Source organism: Bacillus sp. 9.4 (assembly GCF_055486415.1).
The window spans coordinates 823219-848463 of record NZ_JBVFMU010000001.1; the positions used below are offsets into that span (position 1 = coordinate 823219).

27 protein-coding genes are annotated in these 25245 nt (G+C 44.4%); 7 read left to right on the forward strand and 20 right to left on the reverse strand.

Going from position 1 to position 25245, the window contains the following annotated elements:
• Positions 1 to 22: 22 nt before the first annotated feature.
• Positions 23 to 193, reverse strand: a complete 171-nt coding sequence (locus ACZ07B_RS05020) for a YrzK family protein (RefSeq protein WP_004399157.1) — start codon at positions 191 to 193, stop codon at positions 23 to 25.
• A 132-nt stretch (positions 194 to 325) separates the two neighbouring features.
• Here ACZ07B_RS05020 and ACZ07B_RS05025 point away from each other — a divergent pair, with 132 nt between their 5' ends.
• A complete protein-coding gene (locus tag ACZ07B_RS05025) occupies positions 326 to 1882 on the forward strand; it encodes an SH3 domain-containing protein (RefSeq protein ID WP_464876976.1) in 1557 nt (518 codons plus the stop codon).
• Between the two features lie 26 nt (positions 1883 to 1908).
• On the opposite strand, the gene dtd is transcribed toward ACZ07B_RS05025, so the two are convergent.
• The 8 genes from dtd to comN form a co-directional block, all read right to left on the reverse strand.
• Positions 1909 to 2349, reverse strand: coding sequence for a D-aminoacyl-tRNA deacylase (gene dtd, locus ACZ07B_RS05030; RefSeq protein WP_004398689.1), 441 nt, complete (start codon positions 2347 to 2349; stop codon positions 1909 to 1911).
• 12 nt (positions 2350 to 2361) lie between these two features.
• Complete coding sequence (gene relA, locus ACZ07B_RS05035; protein WP_015483507.1) at positions 2362 to 4566, reverse strand: GTP diphosphokinase; 2205 nt, start codon at positions 4564 to 4566, stop codon at positions 2362 to 2364.
• 167 nt (positions 4567 to 4733) lie between these two features.
• A complete protein-coding gene (locus ACZ07B_RS05040) occupies positions 4734 to 5246 on the reverse strand; it encodes an adenine phosphoribosyltransferase (RefSeq protein ID WP_015384246.1) in 513 nt (170 codons plus the stop codon).
• Positions 5247 to 5251: 5 nt separating this feature from the next.
• The gene (gene recJ, locus ACZ07B_RS05045; RefSeq protein ID WP_464876977.1) at positions 5252 to 7612 is read right to left on the reverse strand and encodes a single-stranded-DNA-specific exonuclease RecJ; all 2361 of its coding nucleotides are present in this window, start codon (positions 7610 to 7612) and stop codon (positions 5252 to 5254) included.
• Positions 7613 to 7678: 66 nt separating this feature from the next.
• A complete protein-coding gene (locus ACZ07B_RS05050; RefSeq protein WP_003229740.1) occupies positions 7679 to 8002 on the reverse strand; it encodes a LapA family protein in 324 nt (107 codons plus the stop codon).
• Positions 8003 to 8078: 76 nt separating this feature from the next.
• Entirely contained in the window at positions 8079 to 8576 is a 498-nt protein-coding gene (locus ACZ07B_RS05055) for a cation:proton antiporter regulatory subunit (RefSeq protein WP_217019438.1), read from the reverse strand.
• A gap of 157 nt (positions 8577 to 8733) precedes the next feature.
• The gene (gene secDF / locus ACZ07B_RS05060; RefSeq protein ID WP_015714442.1) at positions 8734 to 10947 is read right to left on the reverse strand and encodes a protein translocase subunit SecDF; all 2214 of its coding nucleotides are present in this window, start codon (positions 10945 to 10947) and stop codon (positions 8734 to 8736) included.
• Between the two features lie 38 nt (positions 10948 to 10985).
• A complete protein-coding gene (comN, locus tag ACZ07B_RS05065) occupies positions 10986 to 11282 on the reverse strand; it encodes a post-transcriptional regulator ComN (protein WP_003229735.1) in 297 nt (98 codons plus the stop codon).
• Between the two features lie 115 nt (positions 11283 to 11397).
• Between comN and spoVB the strand changes: the two genes are divergently transcribed.
• Positions 11398 to 12954, forward strand: a complete 1557-nt coding sequence (gene spoVB / locus ACZ07B_RS05070; RefSeq protein WP_217019437.1) for a stage V sporulation protein B — start codon at positions 11398 to 11400, stop codon at positions 12952 to 12954.
• 3 nt (positions 12955 to 12957) lie between these two features.
• On the opposite strand, the gene ACZ07B_RS05075 is transcribed toward spoVB, so the two are convergent.
• Positions 12958 to 13614, reverse strand: a complete 657-nt coding sequence (locus ACZ07B_RS05075) for a DUF421 domain-containing protein (protein ID WP_464876978.1) — start codon at positions 13612 to 13614, stop codon at positions 12958 to 12960.
• Between the two features lie 197 nt (positions 13615 to 13811).
• Between ACZ07B_RS05075 and ACZ07B_RS05080 the strand changes: the two genes are divergently transcribed.
• Positions 13812 to 14201 carry a TIGR04086 family membrane protein gene (locus ACZ07B_RS05080; protein ID WP_031315243.1) on the forward strand — a complete coding sequence of 130 codons (390 nt, stop codon included), beginning with the start codon at positions 13812 to 13814 and terminating at the stop codon, positions 14199 to 14201.
• Positions 14202 to 14416: 215 nt separating this feature from the next.
• Here the strand turns inward: ACZ07B_RS05080 and yajC are convergent, their stop codons facing one another.
• The 9 genes from yajC to iolG all read right to left on the reverse strand — a co-directional run bounded on the left by yajC (position 14417) and on the right by iolG (position 21865).
• On the reverse strand, positions 14417 to 14683 hold the full coding sequence (gene yajC / locus ACZ07B_RS05085; protein WP_004398708.1) for a preprotein translocase subunit YajC: 267 nt from the start codon (positions 14681 to 14683) through the stop codon (positions 14417 to 14419).
• Between the two features lie 36 nt (positions 14684 to 14719).
• Complete coding sequence (gene tgt, locus ACZ07B_RS05090; protein WP_003229725.1) at positions 14720 to 15865, reverse strand: tRNA guanosine(34) transglycosylase Tgt; 1146 nt, start codon at positions 15863 to 15865, stop codon at positions 14720 to 14722.
• Positions 15866 to 15891: 26 nt separating this feature from the next.
• Positions 15892 to 16920 carry a tRNA preQ1(34) S-adenosylmethionine ribosyltransferase-isomerase QueA gene (queA, locus tag ACZ07B_RS05095; protein ID WP_003229723.1) on the reverse strand — a complete coding sequence of 343 codons (1029 nt, stop codon included), beginning with the start codon at positions 16918 to 16920 and terminating at the stop codon, positions 15892 to 15894.
• Positions 16921 to 16949: 29 nt separating this feature from the next.
• A complete protein-coding gene (locus tag ACZ07B_RS05100; protein ID WP_130572643.1) occupies positions 16950 to 17150 on the reverse strand; it encodes a DUF2905 domain-containing protein in 201 nt (66 codons plus the stop codon).
• Complete coding sequence (gene ruvB, locus ACZ07B_RS05105; protein WP_003229718.1) at positions 17143 to 18147, reverse strand: Holliday junction branch migration DNA helicase RuvB; 1005 nt, start codon at positions 18145 to 18147, stop codon at positions 17143 to 17145. Before ruvB ends, ACZ07B_RS05100 begins: the two co-directional genes overlap by 8 nt.
• A gap of 10 nt (positions 18148 to 18157) precedes the next feature.
• On the reverse strand, positions 18158 to 18763 hold the full coding sequence (gene ruvA, locus ACZ07B_RS05110; RefSeq protein WP_003229717.1) for a Holliday junction branch migration protein RuvA: 606 nt from the start codon (positions 18761 to 18763) through the stop codon (positions 18158 to 18160).
• Between the two features lie 138 nt (positions 18764 to 18901).
• Positions 18902 to 19414 carry a sporulation cell-cell signaling protein BofC gene (gene bofC, locus ACZ07B_RS05115; RefSeq protein ID WP_003229715.1) on the reverse strand — a complete coding sequence of 171 codons (513 nt, stop codon included), beginning with the start codon at positions 19412 to 19414 and terminating at the stop codon, positions 18902 to 18904.
• A gap of 47 nt (positions 19415 to 19461) precedes the next feature.
• The gene (locus ACZ07B_RS05120) at positions 19462 to 20769 is read right to left on the reverse strand and encodes an MFS transporter (protein WP_017696346.1); all 1308 of its coding nucleotides are present in this window, start codon (positions 20767 to 20769) and stop codon (positions 19462 to 19464) included.
• Positions 20770 to 20839: 70 nt separating this feature from the next.
• Entirely contained in the window at positions 20840 to 21865 is a 1026-nt protein-coding gene (gene iolG, locus ACZ07B_RS05125) for an inositol 2-dehydrogenase (RefSeq protein WP_032726305.1), read from the reverse strand.
• Between the two features lie 237 nt (positions 21866 to 22102).
• Between iolG and ACZ07B_RS05130 the strand changes: the two genes are divergently transcribed.
• Positions 22103 to 22750 carry a phosphotransferase gene (locus ACZ07B_RS05130; RefSeq protein WP_217003041.1) on the forward strand — a complete coding sequence of 216 codons (648 nt, stop codon included), beginning with the start codon at positions 22103 to 22105 and terminating at the stop codon, positions 22748 to 22750.
• A gap of 45 nt (positions 22751 to 22795) precedes the next feature.
• Here ACZ07B_RS05130 and ACZ07B_RS05135 read toward each other — a convergent pair whose 3' ends face one another.
• Complete coding sequence (locus tag ACZ07B_RS05135; RefSeq protein WP_003229707.1) at positions 22796 to 22918, reverse strand: hypothetical protein; 123 nt, start codon at positions 22916 to 22918, stop codon at positions 22796 to 22798.
• A 257-nt stretch (positions 22919 to 23175) separates the two neighbouring features.
• Between ACZ07B_RS05135 and ACZ07B_RS05140 the strand changes: the two genes are divergently transcribed.
• From ACZ07B_RS05140 to ACZ07B_RS05150, 3 genes are all read left to right on the forward strand, one after another.
• Positions 23176 to 23448, forward strand: a complete 273-nt coding sequence (locus ACZ07B_RS05140) for a DUF5412 family protein (protein WP_217003166.1) — start codon at positions 23176 to 23178, stop codon at positions 23446 to 23448.
• A 6-nt stretch (positions 23449 to 23454) separates the two neighbouring features.
• Positions 23455 to 23595: a hypothetical protein gene (locus ACZ07B_RS05145; RefSeq protein WP_004398683.1), complete on the forward strand. Its 141-nt coding sequence runs from the start codon at positions 23455 to 23457 to the stop codon at positions 23593 to 23595.
• 163 nt (positions 23596 to 23758) lie between these two features.
• Positions 23759 to 25213, forward strand: a complete 1455-nt coding sequence (locus ACZ07B_RS05150; RefSeq protein WP_017696342.1) for an alanine/glycine:cation symporter family protein — start codon at positions 23759 to 23761, stop codon at positions 25211 to 25213.
• Positions 25214 to 25245 lie beyond the last annotated feature (32 nt).

Genomic DNA, 25245 nt, shown 5'->3' on the forward strand with positions numbered 1-25245 from the left:
ATAATGGGATTGGGGTTCTCTGTCAAGCTTTATTCCGGTTGTTTTTCCTCAGCGCTGCTTCTTTGGACATAAGACCAAATTCAGATGCTGTTTCCGTAAGATAACCAGTCGTATCGGGATCTGCGTGATCGCTGTAATGCAGATTCGCTTCACCGTCGTGAAATGCACGTCCCATTTTTGGATGATATTTCATGATTTGCACACCTTTTTGATTGTATTTACGCTTAGTATAAACAAATCATTTTATTTTTATTTAAAAATCAGAAAGGACTTTACGATATTAAACAAGAATGCTTTTTTAATGATCATCAGAAAGGAGGACACAATGAACAAGAAATACTTTGTCCTTATTGTATGTATTATTTTCACCGCAGCGCTATTCCCGACCTTTTCATCCGTTACAGCTGCTCAAGGAGAAGCGGTCATCGCAACAGATGAAATGAACGTCAGAAGCGGCCCTGGGCTTAGCTACGGCATTACAGCGGAAGTAAAAAAGGGAGAACGCTATCCGATTTTAAAGGAAGATGGAGACTGGGTGCAGATACAGCTTGGTTCCGGAGAAAAGGGCTGGGTAGTCTCCTGGCTTATTACAAAGGAAGACCAGGCCAACACAAGCTCCTCAGGAAGCAGTGGCACTGTGACATCAACAGACCCCGATCTGCGGATGAGAAGCGGTCCGGGCACTTCCTACGAAGTCATCGGCAAATTCCCGCAAGGCAGCCAAGCATCTGTCATTGATAAAGATTCGGGCTGGATCAAGATATCCTATCACAGTGCCACCGGATGGGTATCATCTGAATATGTCACGTCAGGAGGCAGCAGTTCAGCGTCTGATGAGAGTGACCAAACCGAGGATTCCGGTGCGTCAACGACGGGCACAGTCGGTGTTTCTTCGCTAAATGTAAGGGCCTCCGCCTCACATGACGCGGCAATTATAACAAAACTTGATCGCGGAACGAAACTGACGGTTCTCAACGAGAAAAATGGCTGGGCTCACATTGAGGTGAACGGGCTAAAAGGCTGGGTTGCGAGCCATTACCTTTTGACTAGTTCTGTTCCAGCTGATGATTCAGCAAATGCCGGCAGTTCATCCTCCGCTAAAAAAGCCTATATCATGTACGGAGGAACGAATCTAAGAAGTGATGCGTCAACATCAGCTTCGATCGTTGAGCGTGCTGCCAAAGGAGATTCATACACCATTACCGGTTCAAAGGGAAGCTGGTATGAAATAAAGCTTGATAACGGGCAGACTGCTTATGTAGCCAATTGGGTGGTCCAAACGTCTAAAAGCGCAGAAGAAGCAGGTGAACCGCCAGTCTCTGATTCCCCGTCTGGAAACGGCTCTCTAAACAATAAAACGATTATTGTTGACCCGGGACATGGAGGAAAAGACAGCGGAACGATCGGGTATTCGGGGAAATTCGAGAAAAACCTGACGATCAAAACGGCAAAACTGCTCGCCAGCAAACTTAGATCGGCTGGAGCGGATGTATATGTGACACGCCAGGATGATACCTTTGTCAGCCTGCAGTCACGGGTCTCTACGTCTCACTACCGCAACGCTGACGCCTTTATCAGCATTCATTATGACAGCTATGCGGATACCTCTACAAGAGGCAGTACTGCATATTACTACAGTCCTGCCAAAGATCAGGAACTCGCATCAGATGTCCACTCAGAAGTAGTGAAGCGTTCTTCCATTCCAGACCGCGGCGTATTATTCGGAGATTATTATGTGCTCCGGGAAAACAGACAGCCCGCTATGCTGTATGAGCTGGGATATGTAAGCCATCCGCAGGAAGAAGCCATTGTACATAGCAATTCATACCAGGAAAAAGTAACAGATGGGATCGAAAGCGGATTAGAGAAATACTTCCAATAAAAAAAGCTGCCTTTTGGCAGCTTTTTTTATTTTGAATCCATAATGAGCGTGACCGGTCCGGAGTTTGTAAGCTGTACATCCATCATTGCTCCAAACGTTCCGGTCTCCACTTTGATTCCTTTTTCACGAAGCAGGTCATTCCATTTTTCATAAAGACCTAAAGCTTTATCAGGTTTGGCCGCGTTCATGTAGTTCGGCCGGCGCCCTTTTTTCGTATCTCCATAAAGCGTAAACTGTGAGACGGATAAAATCTCTCCTCCTATATCTACAAGAGACAGATTCATTTTTCCTTCACTGTCATCGAAAATACGGAGATTGACAACTTTATCGGCTAAATAAGCTGCATCATCTTCTGTATCATCATGAGTGATGCCGACCAGCACCATGAGGCCTTGTCCAATTTGGCCGACGACCTCTTCGTCCACTGTAACGCTTGCTTCTGTTACTCGCTGAACAACTAATCTCATTTTCTAACCCCTTTAGTTCATGACGCGGCGCACAGAATAGATATCTCTAATCTGTTTAATACGCTCGACGACTTTGTGCAAGTGATTGATATTCTGGATAAAAATCGCCATATGGATGGTTGCCACTTTATTGCGATCCGATTTGCCAGAGACAGATGAAATATTGGTTTTCGTTTCATTCACTGCCTGGAGTACCTCGTTCAGCAATCCGCGGCGGTCATACCCAAGAATCTCTATCTCAACATTGTATTCCTTGCGCTTTTGAACCTGTGACTCATGCTCCCACTCTACCGGGATCAGCCGCTCTTGGGCTTCATTCGTTTTGACATTCGGACAGTCTTCGCGATGGACCGAAACCCCTCTGCCTTTTGTGATAAAGCCGACAATATCATCACCTGGCACAGGATTGCAGCATTTTGATAAACGGACAAGGAGGTTGTCGATGCCCTTGACACGAACGCCAGCTTCCCGTTTTCTTCCTTGCGGGTATGGCTTCGGTTCCCCAGTAACTTCCTGAACGATCTTTTCCTGTTCTTCCTGATCGCGCTGCTTTCTCTCTTTTTCTGTTAGGCGGTTCGCCACCTGCAGAGCTGTGATGCCGTTGTAACCGACCGCCGCGTACATATCCTCTTCATTTGAGAAATTAAATTTGTCAGCAACCTTTTGAATATTCTCCGGCGTTAAAACATCCTTCAATTCAAAATCCAGGTTTTTAATTTCTTTTTCGACCAGTTCACGGCCTTTTTCGACATTTTCTTCACGCCGCTGTTTCTTAAAGAATTGACGGATCTTATGCTTCGCTTGGGATGTTTGGGCAAGCTTCACCCAATCCTGGCTCGGGCCGTAGGAATGCTTAGAGGTGAGAATTTCAACGATATCACCTGTCCGAAGCTTATGGTCAAGCGTAACCATTTTTCCGTTTACTTTGGCACCGATTGTTTTATTGCCGATTTCAGAGTGAATCCGGTAAGAAAAATCAATCGGAACAGAACCGGACGGAAGCTCGATCACATCTCCTTTTGGCGTAAAGACATACACCATATCAGAGAACAAATCAATTTTGAGCGATTCCATAAATTCTTCTGCATCTGTCGATTCATTTTGAAATTCTAAAATTTCACGGAACCAAGAAAGCTTTTTCTCAAAGGTTGCACCTTCAGTGGCTGCTTTCCCTTCTTTATAAGCCCAGTGAGCCGCAACCCCGTATTCCGCTATTTCATGCATTTCAAAGGTGCGGATCTGCACTTCAAGCGGATCGCCTTTAGGCCCAATAACCGTTGTATGAAGCGATTGATACATATTCGGCTTCGGCATTGCGATATAATCTTTGAATCTGCCGGGCATCGGTTTCCAGCATGTGTGAATGATGCCAAGCACCGCGTAGCAGTCCTTTATGCTATTCACAAGAATACGGACAGCCAGCAAATCGTAAATTTCATTGAATTGCTTATTTTGCAGCACCATTTTTCGATAAATGCTATAAATATGTTTCGGGCGTCCCGAAAAGTCAGCCTTGATATTTACTTCTTCGACACGTTTCTTCACTTCATTGACAACCTCATCGACATAAAGCTCACGTTCCGCACGTTTCTTCTTCATGAGGTTAACAATTCTGTAATATTGCTGAGGGTTCAAATAACGGAGCGCCGTATCTTCCAATTCCCACTTAATTTTTGAAATCCCGAGACGATGCGCCAAAGGAGCAAAAATTTCCAGCGTTTCATTGGAGATTCTCCGCTGTTTTTCCTGAGGCAGATGTTTCAGTGTCCGCATATTGTGAAGACGATCCGCCAGCTTGATCAATATGACCCTGATATCTTGAGCCATAGCGACAAACATTTTGCGATGATTTTCCGCCTGCTGTTCCTCTTGAGATTTATATTTAATTTTGCCGAGTTTCGTTACGCCGTCTACAAGCATTGCCACTTCTTCGGAAAATGCTTCTTTCAGGTCATCGAGCGTCACATCTGTATCTTCCACGACATCGTGCAAAAATCCGCCCGCGATTGTGGAAGGGTCCATTTCAAGATCAACGAGAATCCCCGCAACCTGAATCGGATGAATAATATATGGCTCGCCCGATTTGCGGTATTGCTCGCGATGAGCATCTTCAGCGTACAGATATGCTTTTTCGACAAATGCGATATGCTCATCAGATAGATAGCTGCGCGCTTTATCTATAACTTGCTCGGCAGTCAATACTTGTTCGTTCGCCATGGAATCACCTTTTTTAAAATGTAAACTGTATTGTAGTTTATTATCAAGAAAAAAACGAAAGATGTAAAGAGCAGAAGTTCAAATAACCAAATATTATATAAAATAAATGCAAAACAATAGGAAAAAAGCACCCTGACATGGAGTGCTTTTTCGTTATGCGGTTATCCTTAGTATTTCATCAATGTTAAGATGTCGTAATTTTCCAGCTTATTTCTCCCGTCAAGGTAAGAAAGCTCGATTAAGAAAGCGATACCAGCAACAACGCCGCCAAGTTCTTCAACAAGTTTGATTGTCGCTTCAATTGTGCCGCCTGTCGCAAGCAGGTCATCTGTAATAAGCACACGCTGACCAGGCTTAATCGCATCTTTGTGGATCGTTAATACGTCTTTTCCATATTCCAAGCCATAATCCACTTTGATTACTTCACGAGGCAACTTGCCTTCTTTGCGGACCGGCGCAAAACCTACGCCAAGCGCGTAAGCAACGGGACAGCCGATAATAAAGCCGCGCGCTTCAGGGCCAACGACCAAATCAATTTGCTTTTCTTTCGCATATTCAACAATTTGATCTGTGGCATAGCGGTATACATCGCCTTTATCCATCAGTGTCGTAATATCTTTAAATTGCACGCCCTCTTTCGGGTAATCCGGTACAATTGTTACGTATTGTTTTAAATCCATCTGTTTTATGTCCTCCTCGTACTTTCATAAGCCTCTGAATCTTGTTTCATCAGCTTATTCAGCCATTCCTTCAGCTCTTCAGCAGAAGAATAATTCAGCTTTTGATCCAGTTCCATCAGCTGCTGTTTCGCCTGATATGTTTGTGAGTCTGTTAAGTCGCGTTTCTTTGCTCCGCTCACAACAGACAGCACACCATTCTCTATTTTAACAAAACCGAGATCAAAAAACACCTTTGTCATGAAATTGATTGTTTCAACGGACCATCCCTTATGTTTTGCAAGCTCTGAACCGTGTTTTTTCACGTCAAAAGCGCCTCTTTTCAGCAAGAACGCATAATACCATTTAAAGTGGTCTCTTGCGGGAAAAGTTGATAAAAAGTGGTCCTCATGATTGAGAAAAATAAAATATATCCGCTCAGGCGCCTTGCCTTCCAGCAAACGTGCGAGCATGTCCAGCGAAGGCGGCGGATCCAGTAATACAATATATGCACCATCGAGGTCAAACGCCTTTGCTTGATCTTTAGAACTGATGACGTGCACTTCTCGGCGAAGGCCTTCAGTTTGAAGTAATGTTGTTGAGTCTTCTTTGAAAGAGACAATTGCCCGTTTAGCAGATGGAAGGGCGGAAACTGTGTCTTCCCACGTCCGTTTTCCCCTTAAATCAAACAGCTGCCATTCAGAAACAACGACATCCTTTATCATAAGCTGCGGCTTTTTTCGATTGTTCCATTCGTTGATTGACATCTCACCGACAATGGAAATTCTTGAACCCGGTACGATGCCTTCTTCAAGCTCGCCTTTATTAAAACCGACGCAATCAAGCTGGGAAGACTCGTTTCTGATCGTCATTTTGACATGAGATTTATTTGCCCCTATCTTGCGGACATCTTCCAGTACTGCGTTTTCTACGAGAACGTGCGGTTTCGGGTTCAGCATGCCAAAAGGAGACAGCATGTTCATTTCTGCGATGCTTTCAACTGTAATGTCTTCGACGCCGCAGACAAGGTCGACTTCCTGTACGGGAATAAAATCCTCTTCCGTAAGCGTATTGTCTGCTATTTCATTCAGCCTGCTTCGCAAATCCGGCACATCTTCGGCTTTCAGCGTCATCCCCGCAGCCATTGGATGGCCGCCGAAATGAGGAAGAATATCTCTGCATTCAGAAAGGCTCTCAAATAAATTAAATCCTCTGATGCTTCGGGCCGAACCTTTAGCGATTCCCTTTTCTTCATCAATGCCAAGAACAATTGCCGGTCGGTAGAAACGGTCCACAAGCTTTGAAGCCACAATCCCGACGACTCCCGGGTTCCATCCGGCTTTGGCCACGACAATTGCAGTTTGATCGAGCCCTTGCTGTTCAACCATTTCAATCGCTTCATCCGTCATTTTGCTGACCATTTTTTGGCGCTCTTTGTTCAGCTGGTCAATTTCTGCGGCAAGCTCTTCCGCTTCAAACGAATCCTCTGACATAAGCAAATGAACAGCGGGATCAGCCTGTTCGATTCTTCCGACGGCATTCAGCCTTGGTGCGAGCTGAAATCCGATAGTTTCTTCGTTCGCTTCTCCGATGTCTCCGCCTGACAGCTTAATCAGCTCTTTTAAGCCGAGCCGATTTGTCCGTCGAAGCCTTTCAAGTCCTAGTGTTGCAATTAATCTGTTTTCGTCATGCAGCGGGACTAGATCGGCAATGGTGCCGATAGCCGCCAGGTCAAGCAGTTCATCAGGAAGTTCACCCAATAAAGCGTGGGCAAGCTTAAACGCGACTCCAACCCCGGCAAGCTCTTTAAACGGGTAAGTGCAGTCCGGCTGCTTCGGGTGGACGATCGCATGGACATCCGGAAGCTCCGGTCCCGGTTCATGATGATCGGTAATGATGACATCCAGTCCGAGTTCCTTTGCCACCTTCGCTTCATGCACAGCGGCAATTCCTGTATCAACCGTAATGATCAAAGAGAAGCCCCGTTCTTTAATCGAACGAAACGCCTGTTCATTAGGTCCATATCCTTCTTTAAAACGGTCAGGTATATAAAAATCAACTTGAGCCGACAGTTTTTGCAGCGTGTGAAGCATCACTGACGTACTTGTAACCCCATCGGCGTCATAATCGCCATATATCATAATCTTTTCTTGTTGTGAAATCGCCTGTTTTATTCGATCTGCCGCTTCTTTCATGCCTTTCATTTCAAAAGGATCATAAAAATCGGCATCCTTTGTATGTAAAAACAGCCTAGCGCTTTCTGCCGTATCAAAGCCTCTTTTTACAAGCAGGGACGCAACAAGAGGTGTTATATGCAATTGTTCTGTGAGTGATTTGACCTTATCCTGATCTGGTCGCTGGATTTCCCATCGCATTTTTGACGCTAACATAAATTCACCCCTCAACCACCCTATTATACTAGAGCAGGCTGAGGGGTTTCAAATAATATTCGAAAACTAGTCTTTTTTCTCAATCATGGCTGATGCATCCTGTGTGTCAGTCTGATCAGCAAGATGAGTATCCTCTTGTTTATGTATTGCTGTTCTATTTTCTTTCCGCAAGGTTTTTATTTCCCGCTTCAATTTCATTACCTGAAAAATGCCGACAGAAAATACGATCAGCGCTCCCATTAAAACTGAGCCCAAAATAACAAGAATGAGCGGCCATTCTGATCTTCCAAACAGGTAATCAACTTCTACGGATCGAACATTAATGACTGCGAAAATAGCGACAATTAAGGTGAAAATAAGTGCGAAAATAATGGTCCATTGTTTATTCATTCTCTTTTCCCCCCAAACTTCTTATTGAGGTAACTTTCCCCATCAAGACTGGTTTTAAACATGGCTTAACACTGGGTTAAGACCCCTTCGCTGTTAATTTTTCCCAGATCAGCCTCTTCAGTCCGGTTCCCTCACCGGAAATCACAAGTGTATCGCCTTCGTCAATGACTGTTTCAGAGCTCGGATTCAATTTTTTATCCTGATTCTTCTTAATAATTGCAATGACCGTCACATGATATTCCTGACCCACATCCAAATCACCAATCGTCTGATGAATGGCAGGCGCTCCCGCCTCTGCTTTACACCACTCTATAATCAAATCATCAAGGGCTGACTCGACCTGTTCTAATGCTTTCGGTTTATAGGCCATTCCGCCAAGAATTGCAGACATTTGCCTTGCTTCAGCGTCATCAAACTGCACGGAGGCAATACATTCCTCATGGTCGTTTTCGTCAAAATAGTAAAGCTCTCTCCGTCCGTCATGATGAATGATAATTGAAATTTTATCACGGTTTCTAGTAATCATTTCAACTTTTTGTCCTATGCCCGGCAGCTCTGATTCGCGAACCCTCATATATAAACCCTCCTACATATCTGAAAACCAGTCATAAACACTTTTAACACCATATATATGTTTAAATGTAAGCGTATGTCATTATAGCAAATGTCTATTTTAAGTTCAATGCAACTTCAAAAAACAGGCTGCCCTGCAGAGGACAGCCTGATATTTTTTATTGCGCCGAATCTTTTTTCAGTTCTCTTCCTTTCCATGCAAGCCAAATTTGTGCGGCAATGTATAGAGAAGAATAAACGCCTGTTAACAGCCCGACCAATAAAGCAATTGAGAAGTTAGTAATAGAAGATGCTCCAAAGATCAGCAATGTCACAACAACAATCACAACAGTTAATACAGTGTTAATTGAACGTGTAAAAGTTTGCTGCAGGCTCAGGTTTACAATATGGTTCAGATCGGCAAATGTTTTCGGCTTACGCTTTTTCATATGCTCGCGGACCCTGTCAAATGTAACGATTGTATCGTTAATGGAATACCCGATTATCGTCAAGATGGCCGCGATGAACGTAACATCTACCTCAAGCCTTGTAATACTGAAGAACGTGACGATAAAGAATGCGTCATATAGCAATGAGGCGATGGCAGCAATCGCCATTTTGTATTCGAATCGGATTGAAACGTAAATAATGATGCCAATAGAAGCTATAGCAACTGCGTACAGCGCATTTCTTGCCAGCTCCTTACCGACTGTCGGTGAAACTGTGCTGACATTTGGCTCAGACCCGTATTTGTCTTTAAAATACGTTTTTACTTTTGCTATGGTTTCTTTATCTGGCACCCCGACAAAACGGGCAACACCGATATTGCTCTTTTCGCCTGACAGAACGACAGTATCAGGGTCCATACCAAGAGATTCAAAATCCTTTTCAACTTGCTCTGTCGTCAGCTTATGGTCGCTTTGTACTTCAATCCGTGCACCGCTTGCAAAGTCAATGCCAAGATTCAGCCTGAACACAAGCAGGATAATAATCCCGGCAACCGTGACTGCACTGGAGAAAATAAAGAAGTATTTGCGTTTGCTCGTGAAATCCCATTTTTGGAATGGCGTATGCGGCTCTGTATTTTCATCCGTATCCTGAATATCCATGATATGTTTCTTATTGACACCAAACCAGCCTTTTTTCCGATCAAGCCATCTGCTTTCCACAAGGAGAGCGAGGAGAAATCTCGATAAGAAAACGGCAGTGATAAAGCTTGTCAAAATCGATAGGATCAGCATTGTCGCAAACCCTTTAACAGAGCTTGTCCCAAAGATAAAGAGCACAACCGCTGCAATAATGGTTGTAATATTCGCATCAAAAATCGTCGCAAATGACCGTCTGTTTCCTGAACGGAAGGCAGAGCGGACTGACTTTCCTAGCTTGAGCTCTTCTTTAATCCGCTCATAGGTAATAATGTTGGCGTCAACAGCCATCCCGACACCTAAAATGAGAGCGGCAATTCCCGGAAGCGTGAGTACGGCATTCATCCAGTCAAAGATCTGGAGTGTAATGTAGATATAAACAGATAGCGTAATCACCGCGATTAATCCCGGCAGACGGTAATAGAAAAGCATAAATAAGAAAATAATTGCGATACCGACAATACCGGCGAACACCGTATCATGGAGAGCCTGCTGGCCGAATTGTGCGCCTACTGATGTCGAATATTTTTCAGTCAGTTTCACAGGAAGTGCGCCTGCGTTTAAAATGCTGGCTAAATCTTTTGCTTCTTGAACCGTAAATTGCCCTTCAATTGTAACGTCAGTTGTGTTTAATTCCTGACTTACATTTGGGGCGGATACATATTTAGGGTGCTCTTTTTGAACCTCTTTTTTAAAGGAGTCCCCTTTTTCGTAATCCATCCAAATAACAAGCTGGTTGTTTGGCGCCATTTTCATGACCTTTTTGGTCACTTCGCCGAATTTATCAGCATCTTTCAGTTTAATGCTGACAATCGGTTCATTTGTTTTGGCGTCATACGTTTGTTTAGCTCCGTTTTCGACGAGGTCAGAGCCATTCAGCAATTCTTTGTCATTCGTATCTCTGAAAGAAAGCTGCGCTTCAGTCGCCAAAATTTCACGCGCTCTGTTTTGGTTTGTCACACCAGCGAGCTGAACGCGAATCCGGTTATTCCCTTCAATTTGGATGTTCGGTTCGCTGACACCGAGAACATTGGCCCGGCGGTTCAATGCCTCTACTGTGCTGACCAGAACATCTTTTGTGATTTTGTCACCTTTTTTTACAGGCTGTACATCATACAGCACCTCAAATCCGCCTTGCAAATCCAATCCTAACGTAATATTGTTAGCGGCAGGCTTCGTAAAGTAGCCCAAGCCCGTGCCGATCAATAGAACGAAAAGGAAAAACGCAATCAAGCGTCCTTTTTTCATTATGTATATCCTCCCTTAAACCTGTGCGAATCAACCTGCTATCTCAGCAGTTCTTCCAATGCTTCCTGGCCCTCTTCACTGCCCAGCCAATTAGACGTTTTAAATGACTCAACGGTTGCATAGTTCATAAATTCGCCAATTTTCACTGATAAAATATCACTCGCCAGTTCATAAATGTTCAGTTCCGTTTTCTTTTTCCACTTCTTATCTGTTAAGTATGACCACAAACTTTCGAGTTCAACATCATCATACCCGAGAATCTTAAACTCTTCCAGTTTGCTGTAAAGAAACGGCCTGACGTGGTCTTTATATAGATCGGCTGGATGCTTCTCCACGAATTCCACGCTCCTTTTTTATTGTTTTTCAAGAAGACTTGTCATGCTTGGACGATATATACGCATATCTTTATTGTATATGATTCCAGGTAGTTTGAGAAGGCAGGGGGTAAAAATGGCGAAACAGACGTTTTTAAAGGGCACTCTTATCCTTATCGCAGCAGGAATGGTTACAAGAATGCTCGGGTTTGTCAACCGGGTGGTTATCGCCCGTTTTATCGGTGAAGAAGGAGTCGGGCTTTACATGATGGCGGCGCCTACCTTCTTCTTGGCCACTACATTAACTCAATTCGGTCTGCCGGTCGCGATCAGCAAGCTAGTCGCTGAAGCCAGTGCGCGCGGAGATCATCAAAAAACGAAAAATATTTTAGTCATGTCTCTGACCATCACGGGAGTGCTCAGCCTCATCTTTACACCGCTGTTTCTGTTTTTCGCCCCGGTTATGGCTGAAACGATGCTGACAGATAAGCGAACATTGTATCCGCTCTTGGCCATTACGCCGGTTGTGCCGATTATTGCTATATCGAGTGTGCTGAGGGGATACTTTCAAGGAAAACAGAATATGAACCCGCTTGCTATGTCACAAGTCCTTGAACAGGTCGTCCGCATTTCACTCGTGGCTGTCTGCACAACGATTTTTCTCCCTTACGGAATTGAATATGCTGCAGCGGGGGCAATGCTATCCTCAGTGGCAGGGGAGCTGGCATCACTTCTTTATTTATTCGTTTGCTTTAAGTATAAAAAGACAATTAAAATCAGAAAGCATTTTTTCCAGTCAATTAAAAACGGAAAACAAACCTTTACCCAATTAATGAGCGTGTCCCTTCCAACAACCGGGAGCCGCTTTATCGGAAACCTCTCTTGGTTTTTCGAGCCAATCGTCGTCGCTCAAAGCCTTGCCATCGCCGGTGTGGCAACAGTTGCCGCAACAAAGCAATACGGGGAACTGACCGGCTTTGCCATGACGCTGCTGACTCTGCCCAGCTTTATTACATATTCTTTGTCGACCGCGCTTGTTCCTGCGATCAGTGAAGGAATGGAGCAGAAAAAATTGCAGGTGGTGGAATACCGCTTGGAACAGGCGATGCGTCTCTGTCTGCTCAGCGGAGGCATTTCAGTTGTTATTTTATTTGTATTTGCGGATGAGCTGATGAGAGTGATGTACGGTTCCTCAGGCGCCGCTGTATTTATAAAAGTGATGGCCCCGTTTTTTCTGCTTTATTATTTCCAAGGCCCGCTTCAAGCTGTGCTGCAGGCGCTTAATTTGGCAGGAGCTGCGATGATGAACAGCTTAATCGGAGCGCTTGTCAAAACAGGCCTTATTTTTGTCCTTGCCACAAGGCCTTCTCTTGGCATTATGGGTGCGGCATTAGCCATTGTGACAGGCATGGTGCTCGTTACGCTATTGCACGCAGCAACCGTAAGCAAAGTGCTGCCGATCAGCATCAAAATCAAGGAGTACGCGCTCAGCTTCGCTGTTATTGTAATTTGCGGATTCATCAGCTCCGCCATCAAACATTATATAAGCTTTGGAGCATCTGAGGCTGTCAATCTAGCCGGATGGATTGCGGCGAGCGCCGCCGTTTATATGATCCTCCTGCTCGTTTTCCGTTTAATTAAAAAAGATGAGCTTTGCCGCATTCCCATTATCGGACGGTTGATCATCCGATAATGATCACGTGCGGTGCCCATCTTTTTCATCAATATATATTTCTCCGTCTGTAAACGAGCAAAATGAAATATCTGAAGGGTTGGTGTATCCGTGTTTTTGCAAATTTTCAAGCAGCCATTTTTTATCTTTACTGATTCTGGACAGGTTTTCTGTTTGAATGAAGCCGTCTATAATGAGCGGCATTTCGAGCTGCCGATGCTCTCCGCTATTTTCTTTCTTTACAATAGTCAGTTTGCCCGACGGCTCTAAAATGGCAAATGATACGTCAGCTACTCTGTCGACGCTATTTTCTCTGAGCTGAACCATTAAATCATCAAAATTATAACGCTGTGATTTCATGGCTTCTTCGTCAATTTTTCCATATTTGATAATTATGGTCGGCTTACCGTCAAGAAGCTGGCGGACTTTTCGGTTTTTTAAAGAAAAGTATGCCAAAGTCACTTGAATGATCATTAATACAAGCATTGGCAAAATGGTATGAGATAGATGATCGTCTACGTTTTCTATGGCTAAAACGGCAATTTCAGCCATCATGATAAAGACAACGAGATCTAAAATACTAAGCTCTCCGATCTCCCGTTTGCCCATGAAACGAAAAATGACCAATATCACAAAATACAATACGACTGTGCGAAACGCAATAGTGAGAAGCTCTTCCATTATGCACCTCCAACTCATTATAGGTTGCAACAAAATGATCAATTTATGTAAGAAAAACCGATTGCATTTCACAAAGCTTTTACGTCTAATTCATGGGATAAGGGAATACATTTTTACAAAGACGAGCCATCAGCATGTCTGACGGTTTTGAACAAAAAGAACAGAAGCCTTTTAATACAGGCAGAGAGGAGACAATCATGGAGGAAACGAAACAAGTTGGAAAAGGCATTCTTTACGGCTTAATCGCCATATTTGCAGCCATGCTCCTGACAAGTTTGGCGGTTTCACTTTTATTGACCGCAACCTCGCTGGAAGAATCATCATTTAACTGGCTGATCACAGCTATCTCATTTCTCTCTTTATTTATCGGCGGATTCATTTCAGGCGGGAAAGGCAAGGAAAGAGGCTGGATGATTGGAGCATTGACTGCCTTAAGTTTTTCTCTGATTATCTTATTGTTTCAGTATTTAGGATTCGGAAAGACATTTACAGCAGAACAGCTGATCTTCCATCTGGGATTTTTAGGGGTGTGCATGCTGGGCGGGATTTTCGGCGTAAACATGAGGGGAAACAGGTCTTCCACATAAAAAAGAGCGGGCTCACCCGCTCTTTCAGCATGTCGACAAACCCTCGCATTCGTTGTCAGGCCTACGTTCCGGTACTCACGAATTTATACATTCGCTGCGCTCCGGTACTCGGCCTTCCTAGACTTCAAGGGTTTTCAATCTTGCTGAAAAGATGACAAAAAAAGAGCGGGCTCACTTGCCCGCTCTTTTTTGTTTGCTATGTATAGCTCCTGCTGTTATTCAGCAGCAGAAACTTCTCTGATCGCGCGGCGGTCGAACGTAAGACGTGTGTTATCACCAGTCTTAATTACGACTTTGCTTTCGTCGATAGAGTCAACAGTACCGTGCAATCCCCCGATTGTCACTACTGAATCGCCTTTTTTCAGTTCCTCTTGCATTTGGCGTACAGCCTTTTGCTGCTTTTGCTGAGGACGAATCAGCAAGAAGTAAAGGACCGCAAACATTAAAATAATAGGAACCAATGTACCTAAAGTGCCAGTCATCATTTTCACCCCTTTCTGTAAGCCTGTTATGTTTATTTAGAAGCTTTTCGCATTTGGCTTGTTATAGCCGTAACGCTCAAAGAACTCTTCTCTGAAATCACCCAGACGATCCTCGCGAATAGCCTGTCTTACCTGCTCCATTAAGTGTAACAGAAAATGAAGGTTATGGTAAGTTGTTAATCGAAGGCCGAATGTTTCATTGCAGCGAATTAAGTGCCTAATGTACGCGCGAGTGTAGTTTTTACATGTATAGCAATCACACTCTTCATCAATCGGACGGAAGTCTCTTTCAAATTTCGCATTTTTCATATTGAGTCGTCCTTCAGCAGTAAACACTGTGCCGTTTCTTGCAATCCGTGTAGGCAGCACACAGTCAAACATATCGACCCCGCGGATCGCACCGTCGATCAGTGCATCCGGAGAACCTACTCCCATCAGATATCTCGGTTTATCCTTCGGCAAGAGCGGTGTTGTAAATTCGAGTACACGGTTCATGACATCCTTCGGTTCACCTACAGACAATCCGCCTATAGCATATCCCGGAAAATCAAGGGAAATCAAGTCCTTCGCACTTTGTGTCCGCAGATCTTCATATTCTCCGCCTTGTACAATACCAAACAGCCCTTGTTCATCCTGACGATTGTGGGCATTCAGGCAACGTTCCGCCCAACGGCTTGTCCGTTCAACTGACCTCTTCATGTAGTCGTACTCCGCCGGGTATGGCGGGCATTCATCAAACGCCATCATAATATCAGAGCCGAGTGCGTTTTGGATCTCCATCGCTTTTTCTGGAGATAAAAACAGCTTGTCTCCATTGAGATGATTGCGGAAATGGACACCCTCTTCCTCTATATTACGAAACTTGCTTAAAGAAAAGACCTGAAAACCGCCTGAATCTGTTAAAATTGCGCGGTCCCAGTTCATAAATTTATGGAGCCCGCCCGCTTCTTTGACAATGTCTTGGCCCGGACGAAGCCATAGATGATAAGTGTTGCTCAAAATGATGCCTGCATCCATTGCTTTCAGCTCTTCAGGCGACATTGTTTTGACTGTCGCCAGTGTGCCGACCGGCATAAAAACCGGCGTTTCAAAGGAGCCGTGAGGCGTATGCACTTTGCCCAGCCGCGCTCCTGTTTGTTTGCATTCTTTTATAAATTCATAGCGTATTGGTTGTTCAGCCACTTTTGATGAGGCCTCCTGTTCTCAAATTATATAATCAGCATCGCGTCTCCGAAGCTGAAGAAACGGTATTCCTCTTCCACTGCATGGTTATAGGCACGCAGAATGTTTTCTCTTCCAGCAAGCGCGCTGACCAGCATAATCAATGACGATTTCGGCAAATGGAAGTTTGTAATCATTCCGTCAATGGCTTTAAATTCATAGCCCGGATAAATAAAAATAGATGTCCAGCCGCTTGATGCTTTAAATTGCCCGTCATGTTCCCCGGCAATCGTCTCAAGCGTGCGTGTCGAGGTCGTACCGACAGAAATGATCCGGCCGCCATTTTCTCTTACTTTGTTTAAGGCTGCAGCCGTTTCTTCTGACATTTGATAAAACTCTGCATGCATATTATGCTCTTCCACTTCATCGGCACTCACAGGGCGAAACGTTCCAAGGCCTACGTGCAGTGTGATGAACTCAATTTGCACGCCTTTGTCTTTCAGCTGCTGTAAGATTTCTTCCGTGAAGTGAAGGCCAGCTGTAGGCGCAGCAGCAGAGCCGATTTCTTTTGAATACACTGTCTGGTAGCGCTCTTTGTCATCAAGCTGTTCTTTGATATATGGAGGGAGCGGCATCTCTCCAAGGGATTCAAGCACCTCGTAGAAAATACCGTCATATTGAAATTCCATCTTTCTGCCGCCGTGCTCAAGCTCTTCCGTGCAGATTGCCTTCAATCTTCCGTCTCCAAATGTGACAACAGTTCCTTTTTTCACCCGTTTCGCCGGTTTGGCAAGTGTTTCCCATTTATCACCGGTTTCCTGTTTCAACAAAAGAAGTTCCACTTTCGCGCCGGTATCCTCTTTTGTGCCGAATAACCGCGCAGGCAGTACCCGGGTATTGTTCAGGACTAGACAATCGCCTTCGTTAAAGAAGCTGATAATGTGTTTAAACGAGCTGTCAGTAAGCTCTCCTGTATGTTTATCGAGCACCATCAGCCTTGAAGCATCACGCTGCTCCAACGGTACTTGTGCAATTAAACGTTCTGGTAGTTCAAAATCAAATAAATCGACTTTCATGATGATTTCACCTTTATTCTAGTCTTTTGTTATTTCATTCTGCCAAAAAGATTGAGCAAAATTGATAATACCACACTTATAATAATACAAGTGACAACCGGGAAGAAAAACGTGACATTTCCTTTTTTTACAAAAATATCTCCCGGCATCTTGCCGACAAAATGCAAAACTGCTCCGATAATAAGCATAACAGCACCAAGAATCATGATGATCTTAGGAAATTCAGTCATATCGGGGAGCCTCCATTTGGAAATGATGATAAACGGCCGGTGTCACGATCCTTCCACGCGGCGTTCTTTGTATAAATCCAATTTGCAGCAGATATGGTTCATATACGTCTTCAATCGTATGCGATTCCTCGCCGATGGTAGCTGAAATCGTATCAAGGCCTACTGGGCCGCCGTTGAATTTTTCGATCATGCCCATCAGCAGCTTATGATCAATATGATCCAAACCGAGGCGGTCAACCTGAAGCCGCTCCAGCGCATTCTGAGAAATGTCTTCCGTAATCCTGCTGTCACCCAGCACTTGGGCAAAATCGCGCACCCTTCTCAGCAGGCGGTTCGCCACGCGGGGCGTCCCTCTCGATCTTCTTGCAATTTCAAGAGCCGATGGTTTATCAATCTCAACCTCGAATACATCAGCGGTTCTTGTGACAATATCCGCCAGTTCTTCTTGTGTATAGTACTCAAGGCGAGACATTACGCCGAATCTGTCTCTTAAAGGAGCCGTCAAAAGCCCCACCCTCGTCGTGGCTCCCACCAGCGTAAAAGGCGGAAGGTCGAGCCGAACCGAGCGGGCAGATGGGCCTTTGCCAATCACAATGTCCAGGCAAAAGTCTTCCATTGCAGGATAAAGCACCTCTTCGATCGATCTGTGCAGCCTATGTATTTCATCAATAAATAATACATCTCCCGGTTCCAGCGCCGTTAATATAGCAGCCAAATCACCAGGCCTTTCAATCGCAGGCCCTGATGTCGTCCGCAATTCCACTCCCATTTCATTAGCAACAATCGAAGCAAGCGTTGTTTTTCCGAGTCCGGGCGGCCCGTACAGAAGAACATGATCCAGCGTCTCCTGTCTCATTTTCGCCGCATCTATAAACACGCGCAAATTTTCTTTTACCTTATGCTGCCCGATATACTGTGCCAGATTTTGCGGCCTCAGGCTTTGCTCTATCACTGATTCATGGTTGTCTGCTTCACTTGAGACGAGCCGTTCATCCATGAACATCACCTTACTTTAATAGTTTTTGTAATGCTTTTTTCACATATTGGTCTGTTGTCAGCCCAATTTCTTCTTTAAGGTGAGGAAGCACCTTTTTGATTTCTTTTTCAGCATATCCGAGAACCCTGAGGGCTTCAAGTGCTTCTTCAAGAGCCGTTTCCGCTGTTTGCTTTTCAAGCCTTTCTTCATGATTAAACAGATTTTCAATCATTTCAGGCACAACATCTGCCAGCTTTCCTTTTAAATCTAGAATAATCTGGCGTGCGGTTTTCTTTCCTACTCCAGGAAACTTGACCAAAAAAGCTTCATCCTCATTTTCAATTGCTTGGATGACCGCTCCGGGATCACCCGAGCCCAAGATGGCAAGTGCTCCTTTCGGGCCAATTCCGGTCACGTTTAACAGCTTTGTAAAGAGCGCCTTCTCCTCTCTTGTTGAAAAACCGTAAAGCGAAAAAGCATCCTCTCTGATATGATGGTATGTAAAAATCGTTTCTTGGCTTCTCTCCTTATATATAAACGGATTCGGCGTGAAAATCTGATAACCGATGCCGCCGTTCTCTATGACAATATATTGGGGAGATACATAATCAATCGTCCCTTTAACAAATTCAATCACGCAAATTCACCTCTTTGACTGTTCTTCATTGTACCATAAAAACAGCCAAAGTCTTATAGAAAAGTTAACATATGTTCGCTTCTCTCTCATTCTTTCACGAAAAAAAAGACATGAATTCATGTCTTCAATCAGCGGACGTTACCCGCTGTATGTCTTCATATGTTCGATGACATCCTCAAACTCCGCTTTTGTCCGAAATGGAATGCCTTTCAGCAGATTTTTTTGCATATGGCTTTCCAGCCTTTCTAAATCAATTTGAAAAAAAGACTGAATTGGTTCGGAAGCTGGCTCAGGCCGCCCATGAAAAGTGGAAATCACTCCATTATCCGATACACCGATATACCCGTTGACCTTGCTGAGCGGAGAAATATCGTCCATTTGCTTCCGAAAGAGCACATATCCCTTTTTTTGTTCCACAAGCGTCCATCCGGCATAAGCTGCCCAAAAATCATCCATAGAAAACACTTTTTCATGCTTATGCTCAATGCTGACATCGCCGTCCAAATACACCTTTTCAAGCTGCACATGCACCTGCAGCGGCTCATAGTGCTCCACTTCCGCGCCAAGTGCGCGGGAAGGAGCTCCTATTAAAAATACTGCCGCTGAGCAAAGAATGCCCAGCAAAAGATACGCCGTGCTGAATCGTTTCACCCTCTACACCTCTTTGCACACGTTTATGATTAGTTTGACCAAAGAGGCTACTGCTTAACCGTTTTATCAAAATTTGTCTGCACATTTTCCCTGACAAACCGTTCCTCCGTATACACATCTGTGCTTTGCTCAGAAATTGTCAAGAATCGCGTCAGAAAGGCACTGAAAAAATACAATGCCGCAAAGATCCAAATCACGCCACCTGCACCGAGCGGCCCAATGAAAAGACTCACGATGCCCGGCGCGATAAACGCACATAAACCAGATCCCAAATTCAACACTGACATGGCAGCACCTTTATTATCAGGTGCAAGCGTCGGCAAAAGCGCGCTTAATGGGACGTACCCTGCTAAAGCCGCGCCGTAGCAGCAGGCGATAATCATGAGCACCCAATACTGATGCCCGATCAGCTGAGGCGTGTAATACAGCGCCAGCGTAAAAATACCGCATCCGACACCGCCAAACCACATGACCGTATTGCGCCAGCCAAGTTTATCTCCGACTGCACCGAAAATGATATTAAACACAATATTCACAAAAAACAGCGTCCCCCATATTTGCAGCCATTCCGAAACCGAATACCCGTATCGTGCTAAATAAGTAGGAAGAAAGATGGCAAATCCAAATTGTCCTATCGCATTAATCGTCTTGACCACTCCGCCGATGCCGACCTTAGGGTTTTCAAACATAATTGTAAATGCCTTCGACAATTCTTTCCATTTCGGCTGATCTTGTTTTTGTATCGGAGTAAATTTATCTTTGTTAAAAAACAAGGCCAGAAATCCGCCTGCCGCCACAAACAGTAAAGCGCTCCAAAGCGTATTGATTTCTCCAAAGGCCGGAACCGCATAGCTGGAATAGAACGGGCCGAGCACGTTAAGGCCGCACGTAAACATAAACCAAAACCATCCGACGGCTTTTCCGAGAATATTTTGAGAGGTGCTGTATGACACCCATACGAGAAAAGAGTATGCAAACAGCGGATATCCCAAGCCTCTAAGAGCATAGCTGCCCAAGAGAGCCGGATAATACATATGAGGAATCGCCCAGCCGATAAAAGCGGCCGAACCGAGGATAAATGCAAGCAATCCGACAGTCATCGTTTTTCTCGGCCCCCAAGTTTGGACAAACGTTCCTGAAAGCCAAGCTGAGATGGTGACAGCAATGCCGTACATGGTAAATAACGATGCGGATTGCTGCATACTGAGACCATGATCAACGAGAAAAGGAGACAGCCAGCCTTGTTCGAGGCCGTCTCCAACCATAAAGATGACAACGCCAATATAACCCCAAACCATGTGAGAAGGAATTCCGATTTTGTTCAAAACATTTCCTTTAGCATGTACTGTATTCATTTTCTCCACCGCCTACTTAAAGTATCAATGGAGTATATACCCAAGCTTGCTGAATTGTAATCCTGTTAGATTAAAAAGCGATTTTTTCAGTGTGCTCAATGCTGACAGGCATGCCAAAAGCAAGCGATTGCTGTGCTGCTCTGGCGATCCTTCCGGCCTGTAAACCGTCATTGCCGGTGCAGGGAGTCTCCTGGTTTGTGCCGATCGCTTCTGCAAAACGGAGAATCTCCTCCTCATATGAATCCTTATAGCGTTCAAGGAAAAAGAAATGCGGTTTATCCTTCATCACAAAATCAGCTGTTGACACCTCAACCGTTGTCGGCCTGCTATTGTCAGCCGCTGCAGAGCCTTTCGTCCCGAAAACCTCAACCCGCTGGTCATATCCGTACACAGCTTGGCGGCTGTTATCAATCACAGCCATGGCACCGTTTTCAAAAGTCAGTGTAATAACAGCTGTATCAATATCACCCAGCTCCGCAAAAGAAGGATTCACCAAAGCCGCCCCTTTGGCATACACTTCCGTCACTTCGCTTCCCATAATATATCTGGCCATATCAAAATCATGGATCGACATATCCATAAACAATCCGCCTGACGTACGGACATAATCTATATTCGGGGGTTCTGGGTCCCGGGACGTGATTTTTAATAAATGAGGTGTACCAATTTCACCATTTTCAACAATCGTTTTGATTTTCTTAAAATGAGGATCAAAGCGGCGGTTAAATCCGACTTGAAGTGTTACACCGTGTTTCCGGACAGCCGCAAGCGCTTCACTCGTTTCGTCCAGAGAGAAACTAACGGGCTTCTCACAAAATATATGCTTTTTCGCCTCGGCTGCTTCTTTGATCATCTGTGCATGTACGGCTGTAGGAGAGCAAATAAAAATAGCATCAATATCAGGATCATGTAATAAATCACGATAATCAGAGGTTATGTATTCAATCTGATGACTGTCGGCCCAGCTTTTTATACGGCTTGCCTGAATGTCAGAGACTGCTTTTATTTTCATGTGAGGAATCCGGCTTATATTTTGAACATGAAGTTTGCCGATGCGGCCTGCACCGATAATCCCTGTCACAATCTGTTTTGTCATGGCTTCTTCCCCCTTGATCATTCACGAAAGCGCTTTATTTAAAATTAATACTATCCCATTTGTAAGCGCTTTTCAAGAATGGAAATTAAACGTTCTATGTCTCTTTTATCACAATTCATGCTTATAAGTAGCCTTCTTCTTCAAGACCAGATACACTAGAATTAGGCTCTTTTTCCTGAACAGTTTATGATTTTCCTATAAACAGCTGCATAAAATAGAGCAAAGAAGGTGAATGAAATGCTGACAAAAGCAGAGGCACTGGCCCATTCCGTCATATACCGCGAGAACAGCAGATTTGATAAAGTCAAAGAGAAATCCGAGGAATTAACACTAATCGGCAAGGGAAGAAGCGCCTATGTGTTTGCCTTAACAGAAGGCGGTCGAAAAATGGCGCTGAAAGTATTTTTTCCGGAATATCAAGCGACAGCAGTCAAAGAAGCAGCGATCTATGAAAAATTAGCCGGGTCCGCATTCTATCCTGACATTTACGAAACTGGCGATTCATTTATTCTCATGGAATATATTAAAGGTGAAACCTTTTATAACTGTCTGAAGAAAGGCATTGCAATCAGTGATGACATGATTCAGCAGGTTGAAGAAGCGCTTTCTGACGCCCGGGCAGCCGGACTGAACCCGTCAGATATTCATTTGCGGAATCTGATATTGACAGAAACCGGGACGGTGCGGGTGATTGATGTTGCGAGATTTGAGCAGACAAAAACATGCACGCAGTGGGACGACTTAAAATCCGCATATCATGCACTCTACAAAAAACCGATATTCCCCAAAAAGATTCCGGGTTTTTGGCTGGAGATCATCGCATTTTTATATAAGAAAGATTGGTTTCAAAAGCATTTCGCACAGCGGAAAAGAAAATATTCTTAAATCAAAAAGGCAGCCGCACAAGCGGCTGCCTTTATCATGTATTTTTTACTTTCTGACGGCAGAAATCAGTTTCATTTGTTCAGGCGACAGCTTAATTCGATAGCCTCTCACAGTTAAGTAGACCGCTTCTGGGTCCTTCTCGCCGGAATGACAATACGTTTTTTCCATTTCTGTCTCCCCTCACCCTTTATTGGCTTTATTTCATCTTATCATTGCTTTATTGAGGTAATTTTAAAGAAATGTAAAGATTATATGAATCCGATATATAGTAAAATGAGAGAAAAAAAGGGAGAGAGTCACATTAAGACACGCAGCAACATCCCGCTTATTATGTTTGCCCTGCTGGTCTTCTTCGGCGGCGCCATCTATTGGATGTTATTTTCACTAAAAAACGTTCCGAAAGGAAATCTCGTCCAAGCGGTTGAATCGCCGGAGGCAGGTATACGTTAAACACTTATGTATCCGAAAACACCTTGAGCTTAGATGCAGCCAGAGGTGAACTTGTAAATGAAAAAACACTTGTCAAGAGAACAATCTACTGGAATTACCCAGACAGCCGCCCAGCAGTGACGTGGATCAATCACAATACAGTGAAAATCGGCAATCAGACTTTACATCTTGATACTGATGAAACATATGATTGGCGAAAAGATGATCATTGGATCCGTGAAGAACCGCCGCAGGCGTCAGTGAGGTGATGAAACATGAATAAGATGAACGGAACAAATGATGAAAAGCATTTCAATCATTTTGTGATTGCTTTATCCTTTATATACGGTTTGACTGAACTAGGCTATTTGTTGCTGAAGGATTTTATAACAATTGCCATAAGTTTGCCTCTGTAGAAAAACGCAGCGTAGTCGATACGCCGCGTTTTTTCTTTTTCCCTTCCTCTTCTTATTGATAATTACAGGTCATATAATGTGACAAATCGATTGTAGAAATAGTTCGATTAGACCAAAATCCTTTTTATACATGTATTCGAATTTGAAGTGAGGGGGAAGCTTGATGGCAGATTTTGTTGCTAGTTTGAATGCGGTCTTATGGAGTACGCCCGTCATTTATATTTTATTGGGAATTGGATTCGCCTTTTCAATTATGACCCGTTTTTTACAAGTCCGACATTTAAAAGAAATGATTGTTCAGATGTTCAAAGGCAAGAGCTCTGAAGCCGGCGTTTCATCTTTCCAAGCGTTATCGATTGCGCTGTCCGGCCGTGTGGGCACAGGAAACATCGCGGGAGTGGCGACAGCAATTGCATTCGGCGGACCCGGTGCGGTGTTCTGGATGTGGGCGATTGCCTTTATCGGGGCGGCGAGTGCCTTTGTAGAATCAACACTTGCTCAAATTTACAAAGTGAAACAAGACGGTCAATATCGGGGCGGCCCTGCTTATTATATAGAAAAAGGCTTAGGCATTAAGTGGTTTGCCGTCTTATTTGCCGCTGCTGCCCTTATTGCAATGGCCTTTCTAATGCCAGGCGTACAGTCCAACTCCATTGCGGCTGGGATCCAAAATGCATTCGGCATCTCTCCTTTCGTCACAGGGTGCGGTCTGGTTTTATTATTAGGGTTTATTATTTTTGGCGGCGTCAAACGAATTGCCAGTGCGGCGCAAATGATTGTTCCATTTATGGCCATTGGATATATCCTGCTGTCTTTGATTATTATTGTCATGAATGTGTCTGAATTACCTGCTGTGCTCTCATTAATATTCAAAAGCGCCTTTGCATTGGATTCCGCTTTTGGCGGCTTGATCGGCATGGCGATTTCCTGGGGCGTTAAACGTGGCATTTACTCAAACGAAGCCGGCCAGGGAACAGGCCCGCATCCGGCAGCCGCTGCAGAGGTTTCTCATCCGGTCAAGCAGGGACTGGTTCAGGCATTTTCTGTTTATATTGACACCTTGTTTGTATGTTCCGCTACAGCTTTCATGATCTTGTTTACCGGCATGTACAATACCCAGGCTGCAGATGGTTCCTTTATCGTTCACCAGCTTAAAGGCGTAGAAGCAGGACCTGGTTTCACACAAGCGGCAATTGACAGTGTTCTTCCCGGATTCGGTGCAGGCTTTGTTGCCATCGCTTTATTCTTCTTCGCTTTTACAACAATTATGGCGTATTACTACATCGCAGAAACAAATATCGCCTATTTAGCACGAGGCAGAGAAAGCAAATGGGCAATGCTTGGCTTAAAACTGATTATTTTAGCCGCCACATTCTATGGTACTGTGAAAACAGCTTCACTTGCTTGGGCATTAGGGGATGCAGGGCTTGGCATTATGGTATGGCTGAACGTCATTGCCATTGTGCTGCTGGCCAAACCGGCGCTTCTTGCTTTAAAGGATTATGAGCGCCAAAAGAAGCAGGGCTTAGACCCGGTCTTTGATCCAAAAGCGCTGGGTATCAAAAACGCTGATTTCTGGGAGAAAGAATACACTCATGATAGTGAACGTGTCTCCTGAACTACTAAAACCGGCCCGATATGACATCGTGC